The organism is Microcoleus vaginatus FACHB-2002 (genome assembly GCF_040004035.1).
In the GTDB taxonomy this organism is placed as follows: Bacteria; Cyanobacteriota; Cyanobacteriia; order Cyanobacteriales; family Microcoleaceae; genus Microcoleus; species Microcoleus vaginatus_C.
Genome location: NZ_JAMPLN010000018.1, coordinates 39,976 through 54,018, shown reverse-complemented (window position 1 = coordinate 54,018; position 14,043 = coordinate 39,976). Strand labels below are relative to the sequence as shown.

General features: G+C 44.6%; 19 protein-coding genes. 7 read left to right on the top strand and 12 right to left on the bottom strand.

Annotated elements, in window-relative coordinates; all coding sequences use genetic code 11:
- The first annotated feature begins 164 nt into the window (after window positions 1–164).
- On the top strand, window positions 165–368 hold the full coding sequence (locus NDI35_RS16640; RefSeq protein ID WP_445313708.1) for a hypothetical protein: 204 nt from the start codon (window positions 165–167) through the stop codon (window positions 366–368).
- A 5-nt stretch (window positions 369–373) separates the two neighbouring features.
- Here NDI35_RS16640 and NDI35_RS16635 read toward each other — a convergent pair whose 3' ends face one another.
- Window positions 374–694 carry a type II toxin-antitoxin system RelE/ParE family toxin gene (locus NDI35_RS16635; RefSeq protein ID WP_445313707.1) on the bottom strand — a complete coding sequence of 107 codons (321 nt, stop codon included), beginning with the start codon at window positions 692–694 and terminating at the stop codon, window positions 374–376.
- Window positions 691–957, bottom strand: coding sequence for a hypothetical protein (locus NDI35_RS16630; protein WP_445313706.1), 267 nt, complete (start codon window positions 955–957; stop codon window positions 691–693). Before NDI35_RS16630 ends, NDI35_RS16635 begins: the two co-directional genes overlap by 4 nt.
- 256 nt (window positions 958–1,213) lie before the next feature.
- Between NDI35_RS16630 and NDI35_RS16625 the strand changes: the two genes are divergently transcribed.
- A complete protein-coding gene (locus NDI35_RS16625) occupies window positions 1,214–1,423 on the top strand; it encodes a type II toxin-antitoxin system Phd/YefM family antitoxin (RefSeq protein ID WP_445313705.1) in 210 nt (69 codons plus the stop codon).
- Window positions 1,424–1,482: 59 nt separating this feature from the next.
- On the opposite strand, the gene NDI35_RS16620 is transcribed toward NDI35_RS16625, so the two are convergent.
- From NDI35_RS16620 to NDI35_RS16605, 4 genes are all read right to left on the bottom strand, one after another.
- Window positions 1,483–1,743, bottom strand: a complete 261-nt coding sequence (locus tag NDI35_RS16620) for a hypothetical protein (RefSeq protein WP_445313704.1) — start codon at window positions 1,741–1,743, stop codon at window positions 1,483–1,485.
- A 35-nt stretch (window positions 1,744–1,778) separates the two neighbouring features.
- Window positions 1,779–1,940, bottom strand: a complete 162-nt coding sequence (locus tag NDI35_RS16615) for a hypothetical protein (RefSeq protein ID WP_445313703.1) — start codon at window positions 1,938–1,940, stop codon at window positions 1,779–1,781.
- Between the two features lie 84 nt (window positions 1,941–2,024).
- Window positions 2,025–2,186 carry a hypothetical protein gene (locus NDI35_RS16610; protein WP_445313702.1) on the bottom strand — a complete coding sequence of 54 codons (162 nt, stop codon included), beginning with the start codon at window positions 2,184–2,186 and terminating at the stop codon, window positions 2,025–2,027.
- A gap of 227 nt (window positions 2,187–2,413) precedes the next feature.
- The gene (locus tag NDI35_RS16605) at window positions 2,414–2,950 is read right to left on the bottom strand and encodes a hypothetical protein (RefSeq protein ID WP_333091127.1); all 537 of its coding nucleotides are present in this window, start codon (window positions 2,948–2,950) and stop codon (window positions 2,414–2,416) included.
- 316 nt (window positions 2,951–3,266) lie between these two features.
- Here NDI35_RS16605 and NDI35_RS16600 point away from each other — a divergent pair, with 316 nt between their 5' ends.
- Window positions 3,267–4,649 carry a helix-turn-helix domain-containing protein gene (locus NDI35_RS16600; protein WP_445313766.1) on the top strand — a complete coding sequence of 461 codons (1,383 nt, stop codon included), beginning with the start codon at window positions 3,267–3,269 and terminating at the stop codon, window positions 4,647–4,649.
- A 152-nt stretch (window positions 4,650–4,801) separates the two neighbouring features.
- On the opposite strand, the gene NDI35_RS16595 is transcribed toward NDI35_RS16600, so the two are convergent.
- Window positions 4,802–5,026 (bottom strand): transposase, encoded by a 225-nt coding sequence (locus NDI35_RS16595; RefSeq protein WP_445313701.1) that lies wholly within the window; start codon window positions 5,024–5,026, stop codon window positions 4,802–4,804.
- Window positions 5,027–5,136: 110 nt separating this feature from the next.
- A complete protein-coding gene (locus NDI35_RS16590) occupies window positions 5,137–5,925 on the bottom strand; it encodes an SDR family NAD(P)-dependent oxidoreductase (RefSeq protein WP_445313700.1) in 789 nt (262 codons plus the stop codon).
- Between the two features lie 97 nt (window positions 5,926–6,022).
- Between NDI35_RS16590 and NDI35_RS16585 the strand changes: the two genes are divergently transcribed.
- The gene (locus NDI35_RS16585; protein ID WP_445313699.1) at window positions 6,023–7,363 is read left to right on the top strand and encodes a hypothetical protein; all 1,341 of its coding nucleotides are present in this window, start codon (window positions 6,023–6,025) and stop codon (window positions 7,361–7,363) included.
- 65 nt (window positions 7,364–7,428) lie between these two features.
- Here NDI35_RS16585 and NDI35_RS16580 read toward each other — a convergent pair whose 3' ends face one another.
- The 3 genes from NDI35_RS16580 to NDI35_RS16570 all read right to left on the bottom strand — a co-directional run bounded on the left by NDI35_RS16580 (window position 7,429) and on the right by NDI35_RS16570 (window position 11,264).
- Window positions 7,429–7,665 carry a 2Fe-2S iron-sulfur cluster-binding protein gene (locus NDI35_RS16580; protein ID WP_445313698.1) on the bottom strand — a complete coding sequence of 79 codons (237 nt, stop codon included), beginning with the start codon at window positions 7,663–7,665 and terminating at the stop codon, window positions 7,429–7,431.
- Between the two features lie 82 nt (window positions 7,666–7,747).
- The gene (cobQ, locus tag NDI35_RS16575; RefSeq protein WP_445313697.1) at window positions 7,748–9,214 is read right to left on the bottom strand and encodes a cobyric acid synthase CobQ; all 1,467 of its coding nucleotides are present in this window, start codon (window positions 9,212–9,214) and stop codon (window positions 7,748–7,750) included.
- A gap of 337 nt (window positions 9,215–9,551) precedes the next feature.
- Window positions 9,552–11,264, bottom strand: a complete 1,713-nt coding sequence (locus NDI35_RS16570; protein ID WP_445313696.1) for a Ycf66 family protein — start codon at window positions 11,262–11,264, stop codon at window positions 9,552–9,554.
- Window positions 11,265–11,636: 372 nt separating this feature from the next.
- On the opposite strand from NDI35_RS16570, the gene NDI35_RS16565 reads away from it, so the two are divergent.
- Both NDI35_RS16565 and NDI35_RS16560 read left to right on the top strand, forming a co-directional pair.
- Window positions 11,637–11,819: a QAALIT motif small membrane protein gene (locus NDI35_RS16565; RefSeq protein ID WP_445313695.1), complete on the top strand. Its 183-nt coding sequence runs from the start codon at window positions 11,637–11,639 to the stop codon at window positions 11,817–11,819.
- 373 nt (window positions 11,820–12,192) lie between these two features.
- Entirely contained in the window at window positions 12,193–12,630 is a 438-nt protein-coding gene (locus NDI35_RS16560; protein WP_445313694.1) for a DUF6918 family protein, read from the top strand.
- A 120-nt stretch (window positions 12,631–12,750) separates the two neighbouring features.
- On the opposite strand, the gene NDI35_RS16555 is transcribed toward NDI35_RS16560, so the two are convergent.
- Complete coding sequence (locus tag NDI35_RS16555) at window positions 12,751–12,951, bottom strand: hypothetical protein (RefSeq protein WP_445313693.1); 201 nt, start codon at window positions 12,949–12,951, stop codon at window positions 12,751–12,753.
- A 73-nt stretch (window positions 12,952–13,024) separates the two neighbouring features.
- On the opposite strand from NDI35_RS16555, the gene NDI35_RS16550 reads away from it, so the two are divergent.
- Complete coding sequence (locus tag NDI35_RS16550) at window positions 13,025–13,831, top strand: CBS domain-containing protein (protein ID WP_445313692.1); 807 nt, start codon at window positions 13,025–13,027, stop codon at window positions 13,829–13,831.
- Window positions 13,832–14,043: the final 212 nt, after the last annotated feature.

Sequence of the window (14,043 nt, the reverse complement as noted above, 5' to 3'; positions counted from 1 at the left end):
GAGTTAGAATTTGATATTAGGAGCGAGTTTAGTGCGGCAAAACTCGCCCCCGCGATGCTATGTTTACTTAAATTTTTATCGCTAACTGAATAGAGTGAAAAAATATTTTATGTGGCATCATCGGTAAGATTCAGAAGTCACGGCGAACCACACAATCAAATTAGATGTTGGCTGGGGTGGAATTGGGCGACAATGCTACTGTGTGCTTGGACGCAGATAAGGAATTTACGCCGGATGCTTTGTTGAGAATTGATGCGGGAGGTCGATCGCAAATTATGGATGATGATTATGTGCGATCGCCACTCGTAGAATCATCGCAGTGTTTGGTATTTGGTGCGAGGGGCGATCGCCCTTTATTGACTATTTGAGGCGATTACTCTGGCGGTTCAGTATCGAGAGGGGGTTGACGGCGGTGACGAATATGTAATATCGCAATGGTATCGCCCTCCACCACAAACAGAATCCGATAGGTTCTTCTTTTACCAACCCAAAGTTGTCGAATTTCCCGACCAATGATGGCAGCTTCGGGGGCAACTGAGCAACGGTAAGGAAACTGTTGCAGGGATGCGATCGCATCTTGGAGGTCGTAGTACCACTGATTTGCGGCATCAGCACTCAGATAATCGCACATCCAACGGTAGGCGTTTTCAATTTCTTGAAAGGCGGGTGGTTGGATTAGGACTTGATAACTCATAGACGAGGAGGGATGTTGAACTGCTGCTGTAGCGCTGTCATGGCTCTCTCGGCTGGAATACCTTCACCTCGATCGAAGCTTTCGAGTCCTTTGCGGATGCCGATGATAGCTTCGAGGTAGTCGATACGTTCTAGCAGTTGTTCGTAGGTATTGAGTTGGCGGTGTGGAGTGGATTTTAGCGATCGTACCAAGCTAAGAAGATCTGCGAGCAGTTCGTCAGGGGTGCTATCGATTTCTTGGATGAGGAGTTCTTTGATGGTCATCGCGGCATCTGGTGGAGAATTGATACTTTGATTATAACGAGTGTCGATCGCCCCTTATTGACCTCGACCCGGTTTACTATCGGCAAAACCTGACCCTTCCGAGTATAAGAAAGTGGCGATCGCACTCTGTAGAATCATCGTAGTGTTTGGTATTTGCTGTGAGGGGCGATCGCTCTTTTTTCACTCAAGCATCGCTTTCCGTCTAATCCTCGCATTATCATAGTAGAAATAGAATAAGATTGTGAAAGGTGAACAAATGGCACTAATTACCACTACTGAATTACCTCAAACCCTCCAGACTCTACTTATAGAGGTCGAGCGTACCAAAACCCCTTTAACCGTCATCCATGAAGGAAAAGCATTAGCGATTATTTATCCTGCCACTACCCAAACCCCACGCCCCGTGTTTGGCACAATGAAAGGAAGCGGTGAAATATTAGGAGATTTAATTGCTCCTGTTGCCTAACTGTGCGAATTTTTGGAATGAAACTTTTACTTTATACCCGCATTTAGCTAGCGATCGCACTAGACTGTTGCTTGAACAAGCATATCCTCTATTTGCCTAATTTGCTTCCAATCAATTACTGCAACCCAAAGACTTTCCTCTTCTGAATATTGCACTACGCCATCGACTTCTAATTCTTCGTCATACAATGCTAGCAATTGACCATCTTCCAACTTAATATTTTGGTGACTCAAATCTTCAATCGTACCAACGCAATTTAGGCGAAGGCGACCTTGTTCATCCGCATTATGAAAATCTGTAAAGATTCTGGGATATTTCATATTTTTACTTTACTCAGGATAATTGCTGTGATGGATTAGGAATCGTTGGTGTCAGCAGCAGACTTGCTTTTTCTGGTGTTAAGCCAGTTAATGTTGCATGATTTGGGCAACTGCTGCGAAGTACGGATGACATCTCCATCGGACGATCGAACCTCACCCACTGTGGTCACACCAACTTGTCCATGAGGGATTGTCACTGCTAAGGAATAAAAAATCAATAACTTGCACAATTAAACCCCAGAAGCCTTGCTCCAAGGTAAACTATTGCTCTATTAGTCACCTTATTTATTTTTCATTCCTAACTCTGCTACAGATAATCCTACTGCACATTCTACAGAAATTCCCGTGATGCCGCTGGGGTGAGTTGCCGTGCTGCGTTTAATATCTTCTGGGCGATTACGACCGCCACGAACTACTAAGGCCTCGTTTGGAATTCTTTCCACAAGTGTAGGGTGTTTGATTTAAGTACGCGCTATACTTTAGCAGAAATCTTTGTCTATAGGGCGATCGCTCTTTATGATTGGTGAGGCGCTCGCTATCTTTACAAGCATCCTATGAGAATGGTGGAAATGATAACATTGTGATTGTAAAAAAAGGTTGGGTTGAATTCATAAAACCCAACCTACTAGCGCATCCAGCATAACTTACTGGGTAAAATAAATCCCAAAAACTAGCGGTAAAATTTCTGACCATCTGAATAAAAAACAATATCGTTACGGATACCATTGGGATAAAGGTAGGGCATTTTCAGATCAGACAGACCATCATTATTATTATCGATGGACTCAATCCGCCCAACAACAGAATTTGGGTTCAAGTTACCTTTACCGCTTCTCCACCAGATGCTAGAGTTAAAGTTCTTCCCGTCCGAGGTCAATACCCATATTCCAACATCAAAGTTTCCATAGTCATACAGACAAGCAATATCGGACTTTTTATCACCATTGAACTCACCAACAGTACAACTAACTATTTTTGAGAAGTTCGTATCTCCCCGACGTGTTGCATACCATTGTTGCCAGGTTTTACCATCATTGACTTCTACTGCTACAGCAAGAGAGCCTACCTCTCGAATCCGAGCTTCCTGAGTTTGTGTGCCATCAAACTTTCCTCGTAATCCAGATATTTGTGAATATGCTGCTTCAATCGAACTAAAAACTGTAGCTACGACACCGATAGAAATTAAAAGTCTCATGAGTATTTTCATAATGGCCTTCCAGCTAAAAATGTACAAAAATGGTCGATCTTCTAGCTAACTATTTATTAGACCGCAACAGCGGCATAACACGCTACTACAGGGTATAAAACGGCAAGCATTCTAACCATAAACTTAGGTTTAAATAATTTTCCCATTATTTATTAATAAATCCGGGCTTTTTTTAGTCAAAAAAGTCCTATTTTGCCGATAACTTTCTCCTACTTTCACTCTCTTTAAATCTAGTTGTGTACTAAAATATCTAAAAACCTACTAAAATATCCAAAAATGTGATATGATACCTAAAAAATCCCATCCTCTTGACCCGATGAATCTGAAAGAAATGTTACACCTCGCCGATCGCATAGTCTTCGAGAAAACGGGTCAACACCTTGAGGATTTACAAGAGGCGGTACTGCGGGGAACTCTAGAACGCGAGACATACAAGCACATAGCCAAAGATTTTGACTGTTCTGAAAGTAGTGCTAGGAATGCGGGTTCGGAATTATGGCGGATTCTTTCAGAAGAATTAGGGGAAGATGTCAATAAAAATAATTTTTGCTCGGCAATGGAGAGGTTGCAAATCTCCATTGTTTCGCATTTTGCACAAGACTGTGTGCAAATAAGTTGCGTTAATTATTGTGGAGAAGCTAGACACCCGCCAAATATCCCAAACTCACACCCACCAAATCAGGAAACATCTAACTCAAAACAAACTAAAACTCTACATCAAGATTTAAGCGAAATGCCGGAGTTGGGTGATTTCTACGATCGCCCCCTCGAACTCCAAACCCTCACCACATGGATTCTACAACAACACAGCCGCCTCATCACCCTCACTGGCATCAGCGGTATCGGCAAAACCACCCTAGCAGTGCAACTCGTACAACAAATTAAAGACGAGTTTGAGTACGCAGTTTGGTACACACTAGACGAATTCCCCACCCTAGAAAAATTTCAATCTAACCTAATACAGCTTTTTTCCAATTCCGAAAAACAAAATTCATCCCCAACAAACCAAAAACGCTTACCGCTGATTAAGTATTTACAAAACCATCGCTGTTTAATCGTCTTAGATGACGTTCACAACCTTTTCTGTAGCGGCGAATTGGCAGGAAAATATAAACCAGAATCCGAAGACTATCGCTGTTTATTCAAACAAATAGAAAAATTATCCCATCAAAGCTGCTTTCTCTTAATCGGTTGGGAACAACCGAGAGAAGTGAGTCAAGTTAAAAGCCAAAATACTTCTATTCGCACCTTCCAACTCAAAGGTTTAGACATCGCAGCCGGACGGGAAATACTCAGAGATTATGGGTTAGAAGAAAGCGACAACACTGAAGCACTCATTCATCGTTACCAAGGCAACCCCCTATGGTTAAAAAGCGTAGCGAATCTGATTCAAGACTTGGGAGGAGGCGTGACAGAGTTATTGCCAAATGATACTATATTGTTGCCGGAAGATTTGAAAGATGTTTTACAGCAGCAGTTCGATCGCCTATCGGAACTAGAAAAACAAGTAATCTCCTTATTAGCGAAAGAAAGCCAGCCAATCAACCGGGCAAAATTGCTAGAAAATGACCGAATTCCGGCTTCAGATTTGCTAAATGCGCTGCAATCTTTATCGCGGCGCGGCTTGATTGAACAACAAGCAAATTTTTACACGATTTCACCTGTACTGAGGCAATATGCGATCGCCTATGCGGTGTAGATAAGTAAGTCTGCGGGAAAGTTTATAACTATGTAACAAAAGATTAAGTGACCAGCTCGGAGCTAAATTTAATACGTTTTGTAGGGTAGTTTCCTTTTTTTCCTCTAGCTTCTACGCCATTAATTACGGCATAAGCCAGCTTTAATTCATCCTCAAACAAATGTCGCCGTTAGCTCGTCTTTTTTGATATGTTGCCACTCCAATTCTATCGGATTCATTTCTGAACAATATTGGGGTAAAAATAAGATATATAGACCCTGGCTTTCCCAGTTCGACCCTAATTGTTGAACTTCATGACGTGGAACATCCGTAGTTCTCAGTTTTAATTGGGTTTTATCTTGCTCTTGACTGAGAAATACCCTTAATCTAGCACCCATATATTGAGTTACCTCAGTAGACGTATTCTCTAGGTTTACTTATTTTAACATAGTTGGGTTTTTTCTCACCGACTTACTTATTTGCAAAACTCAGATGCACCCGATCGCGATTATTCCTCTTTCGCCCGAAACACCTTTTCTACCGACTTCACCAAAAGTTCTCGTGGCATCAATCGAGGCATATTGGCGATGATTTGATTGGGAATTCCCCCTGTGACAACATTAGACTCATTTTTGTCTAAAGCTTTCAAAGCATCTCGCACTACTTCCGCTGCGGGAACGAGTTTTTGCCCGCTGCTGGATGCCATTGATTGAGGGAATTCAGCTACTGCGAAAAAGTCCGATTCTGTCGGTCCTGGACAAAGGCATAAAACGCGAATTCCTAAATCTTTGTTTTCCGCCCAAAGCGCCTCACTGAAACTTAAAACAAAAGCTTTAGTAGCTGCATACATCGACAAGTACGGCATCGGTTGAAAAGCTGCGATGGAGGCAACATTGATGATACTTCCTGATTTTCGCTGCCGCATTCCCTGCAAAAATAAGTGGGAGAGTTCAACTAATGCTACAATATTTAGTTGCACCATTGTTAGTTGTTTCGCAAGCGGGCGATCGGCAAAAACACCGTAATCGCCAAAACCCGCATTGTTCACCAACAACTCAACCGTCCAACCTTTTTTAACAACCGTATCAAATACAGCAGTTCCAGCGCCCGGTGCGCTCAAATCTTGCACAATTACTTCTACCTGAACCTTGAATTGTTGTTGCAGTGTAGCAGCTAGCTGTTGCAATTTGTCTTCGGAACGAGCTACCAAGATTAGATTGTGCTGGCGTTTCGCTAATTCGGCGGCAAAGGCTGCACCAATTCCGCCAGAAGCACCGGTGATTAAAGCAGTGGGCATGAACTTAATTCGGATTATTTGATATAAAGTTTATATATTTTAACAATTATTGTGACTGGGAACCTATAAAATAGTTAAAAGGGAATAGGTGAGTTTTATGGCGCGTCTTACCGATCGAGCTTTTGAAATTTTGCGGGCCGAAGTTGACAAGTGCGCGGCGGCTGATAGTCTAGCGGGTGATGTCTACCGACGGATGGTAATCAAGCGGTTAGAGAAATTACGCTTGCAAAACGGCACTTTCGCCTCAAGAGAAGAAATCCGCGATACCTTCAAAGACGAATTTCCCAACTTCAGCGAACAAGCTCTCAAAGCTGCCGTCAAAGCCAACCGCCCGCCCGGATTGTTCGGTAAAATCATCTTTGCTGGGAGTTTGCTGGGAAGTGCTGCGGGGATAATTTGGCTGCTAAATCTACCTTTTCCGATGATTCGCTGGCCCGTGGCCAAAACAATGCCGATATTGTTGCTGCCGAGTTTTATGAGTATGGATCACAATTACCGGCAGGCGATCGCCCTTGTGGAACAATCCGATCAACTGGTGAATAAAGCTACGGCTGTCGCTGATTTTGACTTGGGCGAAATAAAAGCAAAAGAGGCTCAAAAACACCTCGACGCCTTACCGGTGTGGTTCCTCGGCTATTACCCAAAGAGGTACTGCTCTTTTTTCCGCTGCAGTTGGCAGTTTACATTCGATGAATTTGAAGCCGCCCGCAAAAATGTCGGGCGGATGGAGGCTCAGATTTTCCAGCAAAAAAATGCTTTTACTCAGTTAAATCAAGTCGAACAAACCCTAAAAGCCGCGAAACAGGAGTATCAGCAAGCCAAAACGGCTGCGGATAGACAAAAAGCGACGGTAAATTGGCAAAGTGCGATCGACCAACTCAATCAAATTCCCGCCGAAACCCTCGCGGGAGAAACGGCTAAGAAAACACTCACAGCAGCAGAAAGAGATTTTAAAGCAATGGGCGGTGTAGCCACCGGATCGGTGCGTGCGGACAACTTAATCGAAGCAGCAAAAGAATTTGCCTTAACTGCCGCCGTCGCATCCCAGAAACCGCCCCATTCAGCAGAAAGTTGGCAAAAAATAGCAGATTTGTGGCAAGCTGCCATTGAGAGACTCAGCCAAATTACATTTGATAATCCGGGCTATCTTGACGCTCAAACAAAACTAGCTGAATATCAAAATAATTTAGGCACTACAAAGATTCGACTGACAGCAGAGAGAGAGTCAGTGGAAGCTTTAAACCAGGCTAAGAGCTTGTTTGCTTCCTTGCAAAATAATGTAAATTCTCCCCGTCAAAATCCCGCTTACGCCCTCGGCCAATTGCAAGAAATTATCAATCAATTAGAATCCGTCAAACCCGGCACAACTGTTTATCCCGAATCCCAAAAATGGCTGCAATCTGCTCGCAAGAAACAGCAAGAATGGCAAAAAAATTAGTCAGTTGTCTGTTGTCAGTTGTCTGTTAACAGTCAACCGTCAACAGTCAACCGTCAACTAACAAATTACCAAGTCGGGTCAACATACAGATTAATTGTCACTTGCTTTTTCCCCGAAGGGATGCCGGAAATACAAGCACAAATCGTATCTCCGCCATCAATTTCTACTTCGCAAGCGTGACAAGAACCCATGAGGCAGCCAGTAGGAATAGAAACCCCTGCACGTTTAGCTACATCTAGTAAAAGCTCTCCTGGTTCAGCTTCAACTGTCACGTTATCTGGTAAAAAATAAACTTTTGTCATTGAATTTGAACCTCAACTCTCACAAACAATAATCAACAGTTAACAGTCAACTGTCAACTGTCAACAGTCAACAGTTAACTAATTAACCTAAAATATGCTTGATATCTAAATGCTTTTCCACTGTATCTGCTAGAGAGTCTAACAGAGTTTCTCGGTGTTCTCGGTAATTAGGAATACCTGTAGGTAAGGCGCGGAGTCCCCGCTGCTGCCGCAAGTGATTTAACCAAGCTCGCCGCCAAGCTCCGTTGTCAAAGATGCCGTGCAGGTATGTACCCCAAATTGATTGAGAAGTATTGACAATGCCTAAACTAGCATCGTCAAATAGCGGTTGAGTCAAATCTGACTCTAGGATTTGCGTTTTTCCTTGATGAATTTCGTAACCGGAAACTGGCAAACCCGGTTGAGGATAGTTAGATGTTACGATGCGTTGGCGGGCAATTTTGTTCGGTGCCATCGCAGTTTTCAAAGGCAGCAACCCCAATCCTGGAAATTCTCCCTTTTCTCCCTCAACGCCTTCTTTATCGGTGATACTTTGTCCCAGCATCTGAAATCCGCCGCAAACTCCCATGACTGTACCGCCAGCTACTAAATAATTTTGAATAGCTTTTGCCATACCTGTTTGGCGCAGCACCTGCAAATCCGAAATTGTAGTTTTAGAGCCTGGTAAAATCACGGCGTCTGGATGGCCTAACTGGTCTTTTGGGCTGACATATTTGACCGTGACGGAAGTTTCCGACTCTAGGGGGTCAAAGTCGGTAAAATTGGAAATTCGGGGCAGGCGGATGACCGAAATATTGATGTCGGTTTGAGAATTGGGGGAACGCCGATCGAGCAAATCGAGAGAATCTTCTGAGGGAAACACTTCGTCTATCCAAGGAATCACCCCAACTACCGGGATTCCCGTCCTTTCTTCTAGCCAAGTCAGGCCCGGATCTAAGATCGATTTTTGTCCTCGGAACTTATTAATAATGAATCCTTTAATTAAAGCTCGTTCGTCGGGATCGAGCAATTCCAAAGTACCGATAATGTGAGCAAAAGCACCGCCGCGATCGATATCAACTACTAGCAAAGTTCGAGCCTTTAAATATTTAGCTACCCGCATATTTGTTAAATCGCGGTGTTTGAGATTAATCTCAGCAGGGCTACCGGCTCCCTCACATACAATCATGTCAAATTCTTGGCAGAGAAATTCTAAAGATTCCCGAATAGCTTGCCAGCCGGTATCGAAATACTGCTCGTAATATTGAGATGCTCGCACATTGGCGATCGCCCTGCCTTTGACAATCAATTGAGAAGTCATGTCTCCTTGTGGCTTGAGCAAAATCGGATTCATTTCTACCCAAGGTGCGACACCCGCAGCCCAAGCTTGCACTGCTTGAGCGTAACCAATCTCTCCGCCGGCCGCTGTGACATAGGAATTCAGTGCCATATTCTGACCTTTAAACGGAGTTACCCGCCAGCCTCGCCGAGAAAAGATTCGACACAAAGCTGCCACGAGTAAAGATTTCCCTGCATGAGATGTTGTTCCCACGACCATAATTGCTTTCATAATATTAAGGGAGAAGGAAGTTCGGCAACGCGCAGTGTAAAGGATTTAATATCTATTCCGGTTGCACCGTCCGTGATTGTTGATTGTTGAGTGTTAACTGTTGACTCGGCGTCTACAAACTAAATGGTTGAGTGTTAACTATTGACTCGATTTTATTATTCCGATGCAACGGGAAACGATATAACGGATTTAACGGATTTAACCGGTTTAACCGATCGATGTTGAGGACTGAAGTCAAGCGTGAAGGAAGAGGGCAGAAGAAAAAAGTAAGAAGTAAAAAGTAAGAAGGCAGAAGGCAGAATAAAAAAATTCTGGTTTCTACCTTTTACTTTCTGCCTCAAGATGACGGCTGATCTTCGCCGGATACCTTCTCAGACTTGGATTCAGTGGCCGGTTTAGCAGTTTCGACTAGATTCGGATCGGGGTGATTCGGGGGACTCAATTCAGTTTTTTCTGCCTCAGAAGAGAGTTCTTCACCTGTAGATTCGATCGAGATCACTGATACTGAAACCGTTTCCACCTGCACGCTCAACCCAGGTTCTCCCGGTACTTCTATCTCTACAGGCGCTGCCACTTCCACCACAGTCATTTCTATCGATGCTGCTGGGGCTTCTGCTTCCGGTACGCCTGCTGCTTCCGGTTCACCAACCGCAGCCAGCGGTGTCTGGGCTTCCAGAGATACAGCAGGGGCTGCTGCTTCTGGTTCACCAACTGCAGCCAGCGGTGTCTGGGTTTCCAGATATAAAGCAGGGGCTGATGCTTCTGGTACGCCTGCTGCTGCTTCCGGTTCACCAACTGCAGCCAGCGGTGTCTGAGTGTCAGCGGCCGATCGATCTTCGATCGGAGTTTCCCCTATTTTGTCAGAACTCGCGGTTTCTGTGGCCATCAACTCGGCCATTGCTTCAACATCGGTGGGAAACGGCACTCCAAGGCTTGTTTCAACAGCAGTGTTGCTACTTTCGGCTGCCACTTCCGCAGCCACCTCGGCTAATTCGGATTCGAGAATTTGGTCGATACCCGCTGCAGGAGTTGCCGTTATTTTAGGTTCAGGTGCGATCGATTCTGGAGTCACTGAAGGTTTGGGCGTCTGGGGAGTTACATCAGACTTGTTTTTACCCGCACCGAGTCCCAACATACCGCCGAGACTATTTTTGATATTGCCGAACAGACTTCCGAAACCGCCGGATTTTTTAGCGGGTTTAGGAGTTGGAGGAGTTGGAGGAGTTGGGGTCGCTGCCGCCGCCGCTGCCGCCGCCGCTGCCGCCTGCGACTCTTTAACGGCTGCCCTCCATTCTGTTTCCTCGTCAAAATCATCGACTTCTGGCTGCTGTTGAGGTTCTGGCTGAGCCTCTGCTGGCTCCACACTTGGTGCAACGGCTATTTCTGAAATTTCTAGAGGTAGAGGTAGAGGAGTGAAGCTGCTGGCTAATTCTGCTGGGGTTGGTGAAGTCTCAGCAGCAGGAGTTTCGACTGAAAACACTGGTATTTCGGCAATTGCAGGTGGTTTCGAGTCGGGGATATTCAAGTCAGGGGCGATCGCACTTTCGGCCGTCGGCTCGTCGATCGCACTTTCAGCAATACTTTCAGCTATGGGGGGAATCGCCGGCTGTTCCTCTAGCTTTACCTCGCCCTTATCCAGAGTGGGTGCTGGAACCACATCAGTTTTCGGTTTGGGCGATCGAACAAACTTAGGTTTTTTCGCTGCTGCGGGTTCTTTTTTCTTGGCAAACAAGCCAGCCAACGGCAAGCCTGCTGCAGCCAAATTCGCCGACTGAGGAATCGGCGTTTGCTCAGCAAGGGGCGTCACCTGCCGGCGCAAAGTCAGAGTTTCCCAGGCAAACCAGCCCAACATCGCCACGCCCGCCATTTGACCAAGCAGGAGAGCACCAGTAATTCGTCCCGCACAAGCCCATAAAATTAACGCATAAAAAAGCCCTACCCCGCTCCAGGTAAAATCACTTTTGCGGTGTACTTCTGGAAAAAAGAATGCCGCCATGTAAATACTGAAGCTGCCTAGACCGACCGCCAACGCCAGAATGTATGCAAGCATCTTGTCGGTACCTCCGCTGTGTCAAATAACTTCTACGCGCTAATTCTACCTTTGAGAGAGACTCAACGGCTTCTTTCTCTAGGACAATTCTTGATTTGTAGGGAAGTTTGCCAACGAACCGGTGTAAGCAATTTAACACGTTCAACCGATGTTGACGGTAGAAGTGCGATGAAAGATTTCCCACTCTCCCCCAGTTCCCTAGGGCCCATCACCCCCTATCCCCACACCCCCTATTCCCATCACCCCCTTCTCCGTGGTGATAGATGTCACTTAAACTATGCCCGTGCGATCGCACCAAGCGACTGAGGATGTTTATATGTTGTAGGTGTAAGAGGAATTATGCCCTAGGGCATATGTATGGGAGACAACACCATGTTAGAAAAACTATTATTAGCTGCCGGCTTAACCTTATCGCTTCAAATATTTCCCGGACTAAGCACTTCCGCGCCGTTACCGAAAAATTTGGTATTGCGATCGAGCGATCGCCCGGCTCAAACCCAGAAACTTCCCATCGTTTTAGTACCTGCGGGCATCAAGCCGAATGTCCAATCCTAATCATACGTGCCAGATTATACGTGCAAGTGCGATCGGACTTAGGCAGAGCCTTTCTAATATTTTTTTCAAGCTGTTCTCTTTTTTATGTGACTGTTCACAACTCATCAGTTTGTAGTCAGGGCTTTAGTCCTCATTAATATCACCTAATAAGGACTAAAGCCCTTACTACAAACCGTAGGCAAATAATTAGTAGCAGATAGAACATTAATTCCCATAACATACTAAACAAATCTCAACATTAGGTTGTGTCATAGACGCATTCAAACCTTAAAAAACTTGGGAAACCTTGAGTAAAGGGTCAAAATAGATATATGATGTCAGATTGAGCTTAAAGCTAATAAGCACATTGACTATTAAATCAAGGAAAGTGAAAATGGGACTTAGTGATATTCTCTTGAATGAAAACCACAGAGAAACTTTTGTTGATGACTGTGTAAAGTTGATAGACCAACAAGTTGCTGCCGCGTCAGGATTGGGTGGTATGGCTCTTAAAGCTGCCTACTCTACTGTCAAGGGGATACGGGCTGACTATTGCGCCCAAGTCGTCGATCAACTTCTGCCAGAAATCTCGATCGCACTCGATCCGATGTGGGCTGAAGGGGTAAACAATGGCAACCCAGTAGAATATCTAGCCCAAAGAAAAGGTGAAGTAGCAGACGAATTGCTCCAAATCAGCGACAAAAGAGTCGAGAAAAGCACAAGAGCGATGGTTAAAGGCGCCTATGCCAAACTCCGCCCCTCAGCCAAGAATTACGTGGAAAAGGGAGTACCGGATTTAGCCGAAATTATTAATAAACATAGTGCGGCCTGATAAGTGAGCAACGGCTAAAAAACAGAATACCCAGATACCCGGCTTCTTCAAGAAATCGGGTATCTAAAAGCAGACTTCTTCGTAAGTTGGTAGTTAGGAGGGAGAGTCATAATTTTATGCTTACCCATTTCCAATGACCCATTGATTTGTCGCCAATATTTTAAACATCGCCTGTCCGGTAATTCCCAACCCCAATAACATTACAAACATCGCACTAATTGCAGGCAAAAATTTGACTGCTGTTATCTGTTTTGGCAGTTTATCAAAATTTCGTTTGGCATTAACTAAGATTAATCCGATCGCACTCCGCACTAAAGCCAATCCAATTTACTTGCCGTTACAATATTAATTGTCATTTTGTCGCGCAACGATTCATGAAATTAACGGACATGAGATGAAACATTTAAAATCAAGTTCCGCCGACTTGCGGGATTTATTCAAAGACAGCATTACAGTTAAATACCTCGCGGAACCGCTGAAAGCTGTCCCCGCTTGCGAAGATGCAGCCAAATTGCGATCGTGGATGGAGGCCCGCGATTTTGACGTGCTCGGTATTGAAGAAAACGGCACGGTTTGCGGCTATGTAGAACGATCGCACTTAATGACAGGTAAGTGCAGCGACTACCAGCAAATTTTTCACCCCTCACAATTAATTGCCGCTTCGACTCCTTTGATGGAATTGCTGCCGCTGCTGCGAGAAAAACCGAGATTATTTGTATTGGAAAGCAACAGGATCAACGGTATCGTTACCTGCGGCGATTTGCAAAAAGCACCGGTGCGGATGCTGCTGTTTGGATTGGTGACGCTTCTCGAAATGAATTTATTGCGAATCGTGCGGATTTACTTTCCCCAAGATTCTTGGCAAAAATTCCTTAAGGGCGATCGTATTTTAGCCGCAAAACACCTTTGGGAATTGGGGCGATCCAGAAATGAAGCAATTGACTTAATCGATTACCTGCAATTCTGCGACAAGCGAGATTTAATCCTGAGTTCGGCTGAAATAGTCGATCGGCTGGGGCTCAAATCCAAACGCTACGGGGAGCGTTTTTTAAAGTCAGCAGAGGCATTGAGAAACAAATTAGCTCACGCTCAAGATTTAATCAACGGTTCTTCTTGGCCGGAAGTTATTTTTTTAGCTCAGGAAATAGAAGCGCTTTTGCAGCGTTGCGAAGAAATTGAAATGGCCACACCCGCTGAATGAGAAAGCATTTAAAAAATCAGAAAGGTTCGAGACTAAGGAATGAAAAATCAATAACTTGCACAATTAAACCCCAGAAGCCTTGATCCAAGCTAAACTATTGCTCTATTAGTCACCTTATTTATTTTTCGTTCCTTAGCAATTAGTAAGCTAATTTAACGGTAAATTCCGAAAAATTCAGTAAAAACGATCTGCAACTTTTCCAGAACTCCGAC

What these genes read in the sequence shown, in the direction of transcription:
- NDI35_RS16605 (WP_333091127.1), bottom strand. Translation starts at nt 2,950, where the DNA reads ATGAAAATACTCATGAGACTTTTAATTTCTATCGGTGTCGTAGCTACA.
- NDI35_RS16580 (WP_445313698.1), bottom strand. Translation starts at nt 7,665, where the DNA reads ATGACAAAAGTTTATTTTTTACCAGATAACGTGACAGTTGAAGCTGAA.
- NDI35_RS16600 (WP_445313766.1), top strand. Translation starts at nt 3,267, where the DNA reads ATGAATCTGAAAGAAATGTTACACCTCGCCGATCGCATAGTCTTCGAG.
- NDI35_RS16590 (WP_445313700.1), bottom strand. Translation starts at nt 5,925, where the DNA reads ATGCCCACTGCTTTAATCACCGGTGCTTCTGGCGGAATTGGTGCAGCC.
- NDI35_RS16570 (WP_445313696.1), bottom strand. Translation starts at nt 11,264, where the DNA reads ATGCTTGCATACATTCTGGCGTTGGCGGTCGGTCTAGGCAGCTTCAGT.
- NDI35_RS16640 (WP_445313708.1), top strand. Translation starts at nt 165, where the DNA reads ATGTTGGCTGGGGTGGAATTGGGCGACAATGCTACTGTGTGCTTGGAC.
- NDI35_RS16620 (WP_445313704.1), bottom strand. Translation starts at nt 1,743, where the DNA reads ATGAAATATCCCAGAATCTTTACAGATTTTCATAATGCGGATGAACAA.
- NDI35_RS16635 (WP_445313707.1), bottom strand. Translation starts at nt 694, where the DNA reads ATGAGTTATCAAGTCCTAATCCAACCACCCGCCTTTCAAGAAATTGAA.
- cobQ (WP_445313697.1), bottom strand. Translation starts at nt 9,214, where the DNA reads ATGAAAGCAATTATGGTCGTGGGAACAACATCTCATGCAGGGAAATCT.
- NDI35_RS16595 (WP_445313701.1), bottom strand. Translation starts at nt 5,026, where the DNA reads ATGGGTGCTAGATTAAGGGTATTTCTCAGTCAAGAGCAAGATAAAACC.
- NDI35_RS16560 (WP_445313694.1), top strand. Translation starts at nt 12,193, where the DNA reads ATGGGACTTAGTGATATTCTCTTGAATGAAAACCACAGAGAAACTTTT.
- NDI35_RS16630 (WP_445313706.1), bottom strand. Translation starts at nt 957, where the DNA reads ATGACCATCAAAGAACTCCTCATCCAAGAAATCGATAGCACCCCTGAC.
- NDI35_RS16625 (WP_445313705.1), top strand. Translation starts at nt 1,214, where the DNA reads ATGGCACTAATTACCACTACTGAATTACCTCAAACCCTCCAGACTCTA.
- NDI35_RS16550 (WP_445313692.1), top strand. Translation starts at nt 13,025, where the DNA reads ATGAAACATTTAAAATCAAGTTCCGCCGACTTGCGGGATTTATTCAAA.
- NDI35_RS16585 (WP_445313699.1), top strand. Translation starts at nt 6,023, where the DNA reads ATGGCGCGTCTTACCGATCGAGCTTTTGAAATTTTGCGGGCCGAAGTT.
- NDI35_RS16565 (WP_445313695.1), top strand. Translation starts at nt 11,637, where the DNA reads ATGTTAGAAAAACTATTATTAGCTGCCGGCTTAACCTTATCGCTTCAA.